Annotated in this window: 8 protein-coding genes and 1 pseudogene; 3 read left to right on the top strand and 6 right to left on the bottom strand. The window is 71.3% G+C overall.

What is annotated here, in order from left to right; all coding sequences use genetic code 11:
* Positions 1-234 precede the first annotated feature (234 nt).
* A complete protein-coding gene (locus OG589_RS26530) occupies positions 235-1,797 on the top strand; it encodes a hypothetical protein (RefSeq protein WP_405140495.1) in 1,563 nt (520 codons plus the stop codon).
* Here the strand turns inward: OG589_RS26530 and OG589_RS26535 are convergent.
* Together OG589_RS26535 and OG589_RS26540 are read right to left on the bottom strand one after the other, a co-directional pair.
* On the bottom strand, positions 1,787-3,277 hold the full coding sequence (locus tag OG589_RS26535) for a hypothetical protein (RefSeq protein WP_405140496.1): 1,491 nt from the start codon (positions 3,275-3,277) through the stop codon (positions 1,787-1,789). The genes OG589_RS26530 and OG589_RS26535 overlap by 11 nt on opposite strands.
* A 584-nt stretch (positions 3,278-3,861) precedes the next feature.
* Positions 3,862-5,670 carry a phosphatidylglycerol lysyltransferase domain-containing protein gene (locus OG589_RS26540; RefSeq protein WP_405140497.1) on the bottom strand — a complete coding sequence of 603 codons (1,809 nt, stop codon included), beginning with the start codon at positions 5,668-5,670 and terminating at the stop codon, positions 3,862-3,864.
* A 274-nt stretch (positions 5,671-5,944) separates the two neighbouring features.
* Between OG589_RS26540 and OG589_RS26545 the strand changes: the two genes are divergently transcribed.
* A complete protein-coding gene (locus tag OG589_RS26545) occupies positions 5,945-7,012 on the top strand; it encodes an alpha/beta hydrolase (RefSeq protein ID WP_405140498.1) in 1,068 nt (355 codons plus the stop codon).
* A gap of 45 nt (positions 7,013-7,057) precedes the next feature.
* On the opposite strand, the gene OG589_RS26550 is transcribed toward OG589_RS26545, so the two are convergent.
* Positions 7,058-7,717, bottom strand: coding sequence for a PaaI family thioesterase (locus OG589_RS26550; protein ID WP_405140499.1), 660 nt, complete (start codon positions 7,715-7,717; stop codon positions 7,058-7,060).
* A 288-nt stretch (positions 7,718-8,005) separates the two neighbouring features.
* Between OG589_RS26550 and OG589_RS26555 the strand changes: the two are divergent.
* Positions 8,006-8,374 (top strand): annotated as a pseudogene (locus OG589_RS26555) (CHAP domain-containing protein); the annotation flags it as partial.
* 323 nt (positions 8,375-8,697) lie between these two features.
* Here the strand turns inward: OG589_RS26555 and OG589_RS26560 are convergent.
* Genes OG589_RS26560 through OG589_RS26570 form a run of 3 tightly spaced genes read right to left on the bottom strand, consistent with a single transcriptional unit; the run spans position 8,698 to position 11,724 of the window.
* Positions 8,698-9,555, bottom strand: a complete 858-nt coding sequence (locus OG589_RS26560) for a TIGR03619 family F420-dependent LLM class oxidoreductase (RefSeq protein WP_405140500.1) — start codon at positions 9,553-9,555, stop codon at positions 8,698-8,700.
* Between the two features lie 16 nt (positions 9,556-9,571).
* Positions 9,572-10,582, bottom strand: coding sequence for an acyl-CoA dehydrogenase family protein (locus OG589_RS26565; RefSeq protein WP_405140501.1), 1,011 nt, complete (start codon positions 10,580-10,582; stop codon positions 9,572-9,574).
* Positions 10,579-11,724 (bottom strand): acyl-CoA dehydrogenase family protein, encoded by a 1,146-nt coding sequence (locus OG589_RS26570; RefSeq protein ID WP_405140502.1) that lies wholly within the window; start codon positions 11,722-11,724, stop codon positions 10,579-10,581. Before OG589_RS26570 ends, OG589_RS26565 begins: the two co-directional genes overlap by 4 nt.
* Positions 11,725-11,735 lie beyond the last annotated feature (11 nt).

Below are 11,735 nucleotides of genomic sequence, written 5' to 3' on the forward strand. Positions count from 1 at the left end.
GGGCGGGCGGCGGGCGCCTCAACAGGCGTTCCGAAGGGGTGCGTCTGTAGGGCCCGCGGCGGGCTTCCGCGCCGGGAAACCCTGTGGCGACAGAAACCGGCGCTCTGCCCGCCGATTCCTGACAACCCTCAGTAGTCAATTCACCGCCTTGGCTACTCTCGGTGTCGGCAATACGCATCCACGGGGGTCGGAGGGTACGCGATGCCACGTAAGCCACGCAGCCTCAAAGAGGAGATGGACCGCCTTACCGCCGAGCTTCGCGAAAGGGGGTCGACCTGGGCCGAGATCGCCCGGGAGTACCAGCGGCGCTACCGGCTCAACTCCCGGCAGGCCTTCCGGGAGGCCCATCGCTTCACGCAGGACCGCGTCGTGGACGAGTGGAAGGCGCTGTGGCCCTCCGAGCCGTTCAGCGTGCGCAAGCTCGGCTCGTGGGAGGCGTGGCCGGGCATCACCGGCAACGAGCCTCCGGTCGCCGGGCTCAACCGGCTGGCCCGCATCTACGGGTGCCGTGCGTGCGACCTCGTCGACGGCGAGGACCACACGCAGCGCGACCAGAACGCGAATGTCCCCCGCAGGCGGCATGTCCCGCCCGCACATACCACCGTTAGCCTCACATTCAGCGACATAAAGGGCATCTTGCCCATTCAGCCGCTCCGTGGGCCTATGTCTCCAGGAGAACTGCGTGATCGGGAGTTCGAGCAGCTCGTCCACGCCTTCACGGATTGGGCAACGCAGATGAATCGACGTGACGTTCTCGCCCTGATCGGAGCGGCCGCCACCTCCGCCTACGCCTCTCCGGTCCTCGACCGGCTCGACGCCGACGAGTCGCAGCGCGTGACCATGGCGGCGGCCGGCCCGACCAGGGTCGACGACGCGACGATCGGCCACATCGACGCGGTGCTGCGGCACTGCATGCGCCAGGAGGACGCGCTCGGGCCCCAGGTGACCGTGGCCACCGTGCTCGCCCAGGAGCACCTCGTCGTCTCGCTGCTCTCGTCGGGGGCGCCTGCGCGGATGCGGTCGAAGTTACTCTCGCTGCTGGCCGACATCCGGCGCTGCAACGCGTGGATGCTGTTCAACCTCAACGACTTCAAGGGCGCCGACTACTACTACTCGCAGGCGCGGAACGCCGCGCACCAGGCCGACGACGACGCGATGTGCAGCATGGTCCTCGCGAACTGGAGCCAGCTCGCCACCTGGCGGGGCGATCCGCGCCTCGGGGTCGAGCACGCGCTGGGCGCCCTGGCCTGGGGCCAGCGGGCGGGCAGCAAGCTGCTCACCGCCTACGCCTGCGACGTCGGCGCCCGCGCCTACGCCGCCGTGGTCAGGCGTTCCGCCAAGGGCGAGCGCCGCAAGGACCACACACGCTGCTTCCGGTCGGTGGACCAGGCCCAGCGGGAGCTCCACGGAGCCGACGCCGGCGATCCAGGCGCCAGGCTCGTCCCCTTCTATGGGGAGGGCCAGTACCTTTCGACCAAGACCGGCTGCCTGCTCGACACGGGCGACCCGGCGCAGGCGCTCCAGGTGGCCGCCACCGCGGCGGCCGGCATCGACCCCACGTTCGTCCGCAACGTCGCCTACATCCGCCTGAAGACCGCGCAGGCCCATCTCCAGCTGCGCGACATCGAGAAGGCCTGTGAGGAGCTCGGCGAGGCGGCGCGCCTGGCCGGGCACAACACCTCCCCGCGCCTGGTGCGCTCGGTCGTGGAGACCCGCGAGAAGCTCAGCCCGTGGCACCGCACCCGCAGCGTGGCGGCCCTGGACGAGCGCCTGCACGCCGCCCGCCTCATCGCCTGACCACCGGCGGCCGGGGGCGCAGGGCGCCCGCGAGGCTCAGCGCGATCACGCAGACGATGATGAGGTCCGCGGCCAGCGGGGCGACCCACGGGCGGTAGGTCTCGGAGATCCACCGGGTCATCGCGGTGGGCTCGAGGAGGCCGGACGCCCCGGGCAGGTAGATGAGGCTGGTCACCACCCCGCGCGCGATCAGCAGCCCGTCGAGCCGGCAGGCCGGCATCAGAGCCAGCAGGGGGAACAGCAGCGCGTCGTACCAGGGGTGCTGCACCGGTGAGGTGAGCAGCCAGCAAAGGCACCACGCGAGCGCCGGTCGCACGGAGGGCAGGTCCGGCGGCCCGGAGGGAAGCCGCCAGCACAGCAGGAGGCCGATGAGGAGGGCGGCGCCGAGCGTGAGCCGCCCCTCCAGGACCGACGGCTCCGCTCCGAGCCCGAGCGCGTCGGTGACCACGCGCCAGGGGTCCGCGAGCGAGTGCGCCCCGATCTTGCCCGCCACGTTGCCGAGGGCCTCCGGCCCCTGCGTCGCGTACGCCCCGACCAGCGCGGCGACCACGCCCATGACCATGCCGAGGAACGTGGTCGCCGACCGGCGGGCCGCCCACGCCAGGCCCGCCCCTGCCAGGATGAACGGCGCCTTGACGGCCGCCGCCGCGCCGAGCAGCACCCCGGACAGAAGGCCCGCGGCCACCCCGCCCCGGCGCAGGACGAGGAAGGCCGCGAGCAGCGGGAGCACTCCGAGGCCGTCGATGTGACCGCCCAGCACCACATGCCACAGCATCAGCGGGTTCAGGCTCCACAGCAGGTGGACGCGGACGCGCCGCTCCCGGCCGGGGCCCGCCAGCCGGTCGAGCAGGAGCGCGGACAGCAGGAACGCGAGCGCTGTCATGAGCTTGAGCACCAGCACGGTGCCCGCCATCGAGCCGCCGCCCAGCCGCGAGGCGGCGAGCTGCGCCCACGTGGCCAGCGGCCCGTACACCGAGGGGGCGTGGCGCCAGGCGAGGGGCGCCAGCTCGCCGACCGGGTCGCCGATCTTGTGCAGCCACGCCGGGGCGGTCACGTAAGGGTCCTGCCCGAGGGAGGCGATGCGTCCGTACACCGCGTAGTTGAGCACGTCCGTCGACCCGGCGGGCGGTACGAGCGCGAGGGCGGCGACGGAGACCACCGTGCCGGCGAGCAGCACCCCGCGCGCGGGCCGCCACCCTCGGCCGAGCCCGTACAGCGCGACGCCGACGCCGAGCCCGCCCGCGATCACGACCGTCCAGCAGAGCAGGATCACCAGCCCGTCGGAGGGCGCGGCCCGGAAGGACCACGGCGGATCGCCGCCGCCGAGCTCGGGCACCGCCGCGGAGGTGCCGAGCAGGGCGACGGCCAGCATGACCGCGACCGCGCCGGCGATCAGGGCGAGCCCGGCGTACCCGGCCAGGCGCGCGCGCCCGGACGGGAGGGCGGGACCCTGCCGCCCGGTCATCGGCGGTCGGGACACGGGTCGAACCGACGTCGGCACCGGCCAATCCTCCAGGGGGAGCTACCACGATGGTCACGCCGTCGCGACCGGGCCGCGAGACGGCACGCTCGCCGGATCTGCCCCATGGTTCGGCTCCTACCGAGATGCGACCGGATCGCTCATCTCACGGTAAAAGCAGCCGGGTCATCGGCAGCTTGGCGCGGCATTAGCGTGATGCTTACCTTAAGCGAAGATCGCCCGAGATGATGCCCCGTTGAGTTGATGGTCCGTGACCCAAGGGAGAAGCGGTAGCATCGTGATCGACACAGTTCAGTTGAAGGCGGGACGCTTCCTTTACCGCGCGTTTCGCGCGGCCGAACATGTCAGCGGCGGGTTAACTTTGGTTAGCGCTCGGCTAACGCCGGAGGCCGTCATTTCGGCCGGACGGGCTGGGTGACACTCATGTAATTGAAGTCGGGGTTTCGTTTTCAGATTGTTATCGCGGAAGAAGTGCCGCCTTACGGCGACCGAAGCGTAACGCGCGAGGTTTCCCGTGGATTTATGGCCGTACGCGAACTGTAACCATCAAGCAAGCCCGCAATAAACGAATTTTTCCCCGATTTTTACGGCGAAACCGGTAGCGGACCCCCGGACGCGGCGGGTCCGTGCGGGGTCGATCCGCTCCCTGAGCGGCGCTTCCTCCGGAAGGGCAGCTTCGGCATGCCGACGGTGAGGAACGCCTCGGCCTGGAGCGCCGAGATGCCGATGCGCGGCAGGTCGCGGGCCGTGGGGTACACCAGGAACCTCGGCTGCCAGTAGGGCCGGAACTTGGCGTTGAACTTGTACAGCGACTCGATCTGGAACCACCGCGACAGGAAGACCAGCAGGCCGCGCCAGGCCCGCAGCACAGGGCCCGCGCCGAGCCGCTCGCCCCGGGCGAGCGCCGAGCGGAACATGGCGAAGTTCAGGGAGACCCTGGTGATGCCCATGGCGGGCGCGGCCTGCAGGGCCTTGACGATCAGCAGCTCGTTGAGCCCGGGGTCGGCGTCGCGGTCGCGGCGCATCAGGTCGAGCGAGATGCCACCGGCGCCCCAGGGGACGAAGTGGAGGATCGCCCGGATGTCGCCTCCCGGCAGGCTCCTGCCGTCCTCGCAGGCCTTGTGCGCCGTGACGACGACGCAGTCGCCGTCGGCGGGGTCTCCGAAGCGGCCGAGTGCCATCGAGAAGCCGCGCTCGGTCTCGGTGCCACGCCAGGAGTCGGCGGCCGTGCGGATCTGCTCCTTCTCCTCCTCGCTGAGGTCGCGGACCCGCCTGACCAGGCATTTGTAGCCCGCCCGCTCGGTGCGGTTGACCATCTGGCGGACGTTGCGCATGGTGCGCCCTTCGAGGGTGAAGTCGGCGACCTCGACGACCGCCTCGTCGCCGATCTCCAGCGCCGACAGCCCCGCCTCGCGGGTCCAGATCTCGCCGCCCGCCTCGCTGCACCCGATGACCGCGGGGACCCAGGCGTGCCGCCCGACCTCCTCCATGAAGCGTTTGATCGCTCCGGGCCATGCCTCGATGTCGCCAACGGGGTCGCCGCTGGCGAGCATCACGCCCGCGACGACGCGGTAGGCGATCAGCGCCTTGCCCGACGGGGAGAAGATCACGCTCTTGTCGCGCCGCAGCGCGAAGTAGCCCAGCGAGTCGAGCTCGCCGTGGCGCGAGAGCAGGCCGCGCACCCGTTTCTCGTCGTCGGCGCTGAGCGCCGCCACGGGCCTTTCCGGACGGAGCGCGAGGTACAGCGTCGTGATCGCGGTGAGCGCGCCGAGTCCGGCCAGCGAGTAATACACCAGGTCAGCGGTACGGTCGAGGGAGTATTGGACCGGCCCCTCCATGCCGAAGAGACCGAGGAGCACATGCTGGAGCCGCTCGCCGCTCGTCGGCTCGCCCACCAGGAGCGCCGGGTGCGCGCCGACGATGACCCAGCCGATCACGATGTCGAGCAGCCCGAGCGCGATGAAGTTCCACAGGGCGCGCCAGCGTGACCGGGGATCCGACAGGGCATGGAACTCACGCCGATTGATCAGGAGAACGATGAACAGCACCAGGCTGATGGCGGCGGTGGCGGAGTGCCGCCAGCGCAGCACCTCCACCAGCGCTCCGAGGGGCAGGAGCACCACCACGGCCTGCCACGCCCGCACCTTACGGCGGCGCAGGGCGTGGGCGAGCATGACGAGCAGCACGCCGACCAGGATCGAGGCCGCCGCCGCCAGGGTGGTGACCGTGCCCGGCAGGATGCCGGCTATGGCACTGACGCGGCTCTGGCGGAAATGCGGGACCACGCCCCTGACGATGTCGAGTATCCCGATGGCGAGCGCGGCGTATCCGGCCGCCGCCGGAACCCATGAGCGCGACGCCAGCATGCGCGAAAGGCGTGTCCGATCCCTCACGTCAAGACACACTAGAGGTTGAGGTCCGTGCGTTGTGCATCCGCGAAGTGATACATCCTTACCCTGGCCTTATATCGATTGAGTAACTTTTGCTGGGCACTACCCTAAAAGATGCTGGGAGTGGGACCAAGACCGGGGGAGAGTTAGATTGGGACTCACAGCGACAAAGCTGGAGCTTCTGGTGGGCCTGCTCGCAGTGGCAGGCCTCGCCGCGTCAGTCTGGTGGATATGGCCGAGGCTGAGCGCGCGCACGTGGCAGGCCATTCTCGGGCGTGTGGGAGTTCTTCTGGGAAACCAGGTTCTCACCCTTTTCGCGCTGGCGCTCGTCATGAACAACTATTTCGGCTTCTACAGTAGTTGGAGCGACCTTTTCGGCACCGAAGGCAGCTCCGCCGCCGCCATCGTGACCGACGCCGAGGCCGGGCAGGGGGACCCGGGCACGCCGTCGTCGAAGGGCGTCCAGATCATCGGCAGCGCGCACGTGCCGTTGATCACCACCAGGAAGGGCCACTCAGGGGGCAGGCTGGAGCAGGTCGTCATCTCGGGGGCCACGTCCAGGCTGAGCTCCCCCGCGTACGTGTACCTGCCGCCGCAGTACTTCGAGAAGAGGTTCGCCAACACGCGCTTCCCGGCGATCCTCGCGCTGACCGGCTACCCCGGCGACGCCCGCAACCTGGTCACCCGCATGAACATCCCGACCGTGGCCGCCAAGGCGATCGACCGCAACGAGATGGTGCCGACGATCATGGTGCTGATGCGCCCGACCGTGGCGCCGCCCCGCGACACCGAGTGCATGGACGTGCCCGGCGGCCCACAGGTCGAGACGTACTTCACCAAGGATCTCCGCGAGTCGATGGCCGGCGCGTTCCGCGTGGGCACGGACGCCGCCAACTGGGGCGTTCTCGGCGGTTCCACCGGCGGATACTGCGCGCTGAAGATGAGCATGCGCCACCCGGAGGCGTTCTCCAGCGCGGTGTCGCTCTCGGGCTACTACAAGGCGCCGATCGACGCCACGACCGGCGACCTGTTCGGCGGCAGCGCGAAGCTCCAGGACGAGAACGACCTGATGTGGCGCCTGGCGAACCTCCCCCAGCCGCCGATCTCCGTGCTGGTGACCAGCAGCAAGAAGGGCGAGTCCAACTACAAGACGACGCTGGCGTTCCTTGCGGCCGTGAAGCCTCCGATGCAGGCGTCCTCGCTGATCCTGCCGAGCGGCGGGCACAACTTCAACACATGGAACCGCGAAGTCCCGCAGGCCCTGCCGTGGCTGGCGCAGCAGTTGCACGTGCCGGTCGGCGAGACGCCCGCCACGCCCAGCGCGTCCGCCTCGCCGGCCTCCTGACACCTGGGGCACACCTGAGGGGGGCGGGGGTCGGCGCCCCCCGCGTCAGGCGTTGACGGCCCCCTCCACGGGCTCGCCGCCGTTCGCCCACTGGGAGGGCGTGATGAACAGGCCCGTGGCCTCCACGAGGGTCGTACCGTCCGGTGCGGCGATCGTGCCCTCGGCCCAGGTCTTGCGCCCCTCGGCGCGCGAGACGGCCGCGGAGGCCACCAGCGGCTCGCCGTAGGGCGCGGGCCGCCGGTACCTGATGCTCAGCGTGCCCGTCACCCCCGCCCTGCCGGACGTGGCGACCGCGTCCCCCAGCAGGTGGTCGAGGATCATGGCGGTCACGCCGCCGTGCACGGAGCCGGGCGGGCCCTCATGGGCCGGCCGGAAGACCACCTCGGCCCTGGAGCCGCCCCCGGCGGGCCTGGCGATGACGAGCGGGAGCGCGTGCGGGTTGCACTCGCCGGTGACGGCGTTGCCCAGGTGCCTGAAGCGGCCGTCGGGGCCGAACTCATGCGGCAGCGGGGCCGCGCGCCGGGTGGCGTTCAGCCGCTCGGTCAGCGCCACCAGGTCGGCGGTCACCGCCGTCAGCTCGTCCTCGGGCACGTCCGTCAGCACGACCGCGTCGACGAGGTCCCGCACCTGCTGGGCGAGTACGGCGAGGGCCGCCAGGCGGGCTTCGCCGTCGGACTCCTGGGGCGTCGCGAGATCGGGCATCATGACGCCGATTCTAGGACGCGTCACCGAATGACGTTCGAATCTGACCGTTTTAGTCATGTTTGGGTAAAGGAATCCCAATCGAGGAATGGTCCGCCGACGGACCGTACGGGGACGGAAACCCCGCGCGGCACGGGGTTTCCGGGCGCACGACGGCTGTCATGACACCGGGCAAGGGTCAAGTTGACCCCCTTTTGACCTGGGCTTTTCCTGACTAACGTCCTCCACCACAACGGAACCACCCGGCGTGCCCCAGCGCCGGTCGAACAAGCGGAAGGTCCCTCACTTCCTATGTCGCCTGAAGTTCAGAAGATCCTTGACCTGCTCCATACCCAGCTCGGCTACAGCGAGCAGGGAGGCGGTTACACCAAGTTCGGAGACTGGTACGGCAACACGGTCGAGTTCGACTCCGACTACTCGGCCCAGCCCTGGTGTGACATGTTCCTGTCGTGGGCGGCCCACAAGCTCGGGTACGAGAAGTGGTTCGGCCAGTTCGCCTACACCGTCGACCACGCGAAGTGGTTCATCGACCACGACGCCTGGGGCACCACCCCCAAGCCGGGCGCCGTGGTGTTCTTCGACTGGGGAGGCTCCCACGTCGTGGACAACATCGACCACGTGGGCATGGTCACCTCCGTCGACGGTGACACCATCCACACGATCGAGGGCAACGTCGACGGCCAGTTCGTCCGCGAGAAGGTCAGGGACCAGAGCTCGGTCGTCGGCTACGGCTATCCCGACAAGGTCCAGGCCGAGATGGCCGACCCCGTGGCGGATAAGGTCTCGCTCACCGGCGAGGCGCTCAGGGTGAAGCTGACGGCGGCGGAGTCCCAGGTGGCGGCGCCCTCCCACCAGGCCGACCTCGGCACCGCCTCCCTGGTGGCCCCCATGCTGATCGCCGCGCTGGTCCTGATCGCCTACTTCAAGGTCACCCGCGCCTCCGTACGGCTGGCGCTCGCCGTGACCCGGCGAGGCCCGGGATCTCAGTCCACGACGGCCCGGTCACCGATGCCGTACCGGCCGGCGAACTCCGCGAGCCTCGCCACCGCGTCGCGCCCCCGCTTCCAGGGCCGGACGATCATGCGGTCCACGCCGAGCGATTCCCAGCCGCCGACCTCCTCTGGCCCCGCCAGCGAGTAGGCGTGCACGGTGACCGAGAACGGGTCCGCCGAGTCGTGGGCGCTCCGCAGGGCCGCGAGCCGGTCGAGCCGGGGACGGATGGACGGAAGCGTGTGCGGCATGCTGATCCAGCCGTCGCACAGGGTCGCGGCCCGGCGCAGCGCCGCCGCCGACTCACCCCCCGCGAGGATGGGCAGCCGCTCCTGGACGGGCTTGGGCTCGAAGGCGACCTCGGGAAACGCGAAGAACCTCCCGCTGTGGGCCACTACCGGCTCCGACCAGAGCTGCCTGGTCACCTCGATGGCCTCGTCCAGCCTCGGCCCGCGCGTCGCGAAGTCCACGCCCGCCGCCAGCCACTCCCCCGGGTACCACCCGGCGCCCACCCCGCAGATCGCCCGGCCGCCCGAGACCAGGTCGAGGGTGGCGAAGGCGCGGGCAGAGACGAACGGGTGCCGCAGGGCGTACAGGTGCACCGCCGTGCCGAGCCTCACCCGTGAGGTGAGGCCGGCCAGCCAGCACAGGTACGCGGGCGCGTCGAAGAGCGGTGTGACCGGCGAGATGCCCGGCCTGTCGGTGCCGGGATAGACGGCGAGCGACAGGTCCGTGGCGAAGACGAGGTGCTCGGGCAGCCAGACCGACTCGAACCCCAGCTCGTCGGCGGCCACGGCCACGTCCTTCCAGGCCGCCGGGTGCAGCAGCCCGAGCGGGACGCCGAACCTCACGGGCCCGCCCCCGCGGTCACGGCCATCTCCGCAGCTCCGGCGTGCCGAGGATCGCCGACCTGAGGCGCGAGCGGTGCAGGCCCGTGTTCCCGTAGGCCGACGCGAGCGACCAGACCCGGGCGAGCCACAGCCGCAGGTCGAGCTCGTCGGTGTAGCCGACGGCCCCGTGGACCTGGAGCGCCACCCGGGCGGCACGGTCGGCCGCCTCGCCCGCGGCCGCCTTGGCCGCGCTGACGTCCCGGTCGGCCGAGGGCAGGTCGCGGTCGGTGGCGAGCGCCGCCGCGTAGACGAGCGGCGCGGCGAAGTCGATCGCGATGGCCACGTCGGCGAGCTGGTGCTTCACCGCCTGGAACGTCCCGACGGCCGCGCCGAACTGCCTGCGCGTCCTCGCGTACGCGACCGTCGTCTCCAGCAGGTGCCGGGCCAGCCCGATGAGCTGCGCCGCGACCGCGACCGTCACCCCACGCAGGGCGCCGGGCACGGCGTGCGCCAGGCGGGTGCCCGGCGAGGGGTCGAAGGCGACGGCGAACAGCCTGCGGACCGGGTCCACACCTGGCTGGGGCGTGAGCCGCACACCGGCCGCCGGCACCGCGTACACCTCGCCGTCCTCTTCGAGGATCAGCAGGTGCGCGAGGTCGGCGTCCGGGGCGTACACCTGGTCGCCGAGGCGCACGCTCACGATCGTCGTGCCGGCCGCGACCCCCGGCAGCGCGGACGAGGCCGCGGCCGGGCCGGCGGCCAGGAGTACGGGCGCGGCGGCGACGGTCTCGGCCACCGGGCCGGGCAGTGCGGCCCTTCCGGTCTCCTCGAAGGCCAGCACCGCGTCGGTCACCCCGAGCCCCATCCCGTCGTGGCGTTCCGGCACCAGCATCCCGAACAGCCCGGCCTTCGCCAGGTGCGGCCAGGCGGGCGTACGGTCGCCGTCCAGCCCCGCGTCCCGCACGGCCCGTGGAGGGCAGTGGGCCCGCAGCACGTCCCTGACGGTGGCCGCGAGCGCGAGCTGGTCGTCGCTGAACGCGAAGTTCATCGCGGCAGCCCGAGGACGCGCTCGGCGATGATGTTCCGCTGGATCTCGTTGGTGCCCGCGTAGATCGGGCCGGCGAGGGAGAACAGGAAACCGTCAAGCCACCGCCCGCCGTCCGCGCAGTCGGGGGCGCCGCCGGAGAGCAGCCCGCGCTGGCCGAGGAGCTGGAGGGCGAGGGTGTGCATGCGCACGTCCAGCTCGGACCAGAAGACCTTCCCCATGCTGGACGCCGAGCCGATCTCCTCTCCCGCGGCGAGCCTGCGGGCGGTGCCGAAGGTGTGCAGCCGGTAGGCCTCGGCGTCGAGCCAGGCCCGCGCCACCTGGTCGGCGAGCACGGGATCGGGGTTGAGCGTGCGCGCCAGCCGTACGAGGCGGTCGGCGGTGGCCAGGAAGCGGCCGGGGCTCCGCAGGGTGAGGCCGCGCTCGGAGGAGGTCGTGGCCATGGCGATGCGCCAGCCCTCCCCCGGCGCGCCGAGCACCTGGTCGTCCGGGACGAAGACGCCGTCGAAGAACAGCTCGGCGAACCCGTGCTCGCCGTCGAGCTGGGCGATCGGGCGGACGGTGACGTCCTTGAGCGGGAACATGAAGTACGTCAGGCCCCGGTGGCGGGCCGACCCGGGGTCCGACCTGAACAGGCCGAAGCCCCAGTCGGCGTACCCGGCCCGGGAGCTCCAGGTCTTCTGCCCGTACAGCCGCCAACCGCCGTCCACGCGCTCGGCGCGCGAGCGGAGCGAGGCCAGGTCGCTGCCGGCCTCGGGCTCCGACCAGGCCTGGGCCCAGACGTCGTCGGCCCGGGCCATCCTGCCGAGGAACCTCTCGCGCTGGGCGGCGGTCCCGGTCGTGAACAGGGTGGGCGCGAGCAGGAAGATGCCGTTCTGGCCCACCCTGCCGGGCGCGCCCGCCGCCCAGTACTCCTCCTCGAAGATCAGCCACTCCACCAGGGACGCGCCCCGCCCGCCGTACTCGCGTGGCCAGCTGACGACCGAGTAGCGCTCGGCGGCCAGCAGGCGCTCCCACTCCCGGTGCGCCTCGAAGCCCTCGGCGGTGTCCATGGAGGGGAGCGGGGGGTCGGGCACGTGCGCCGCCAGCCAGCCGCGCACCTCGGCCCTGAAGTCCTGCTCCGCCCGCGTGAAGTCCAGATCCACGTGTCCTCCGT

The organism is Sphaerisporangium sp. NBC_01403, assembly GCF_045040145.1.
GTDB lineage: Bacteria > Actinomycetota > Actinomycetes > Streptosporangiales > Streptosporangiaceae > Sphaerisporangium > Sphaerisporangium viridialbum.

Coding starts and splice junctions, on each gene's coding strand:
- OG589_RS26530 (WP_405140495.1), top strand. CDS start 235: ATGGACCGCCTTACCGCCGAGCTTCGCGAAAGGGGGTCGACCTGGGCC.
- OG589_RS26565 (WP_405140501.1), bottom strand. CDS start 10,582: ATGAACTTCGCGTTCAGCGACGACCAGCTCGCGCTCGCGGCCACCGTC.
- OG589_RS26550 (WP_405140499.1), bottom strand. CDS start 7,717: ATGATGCCCGATCTCGCGACGCCCCAGGAGTCCGACGGCGAAGCCCGC.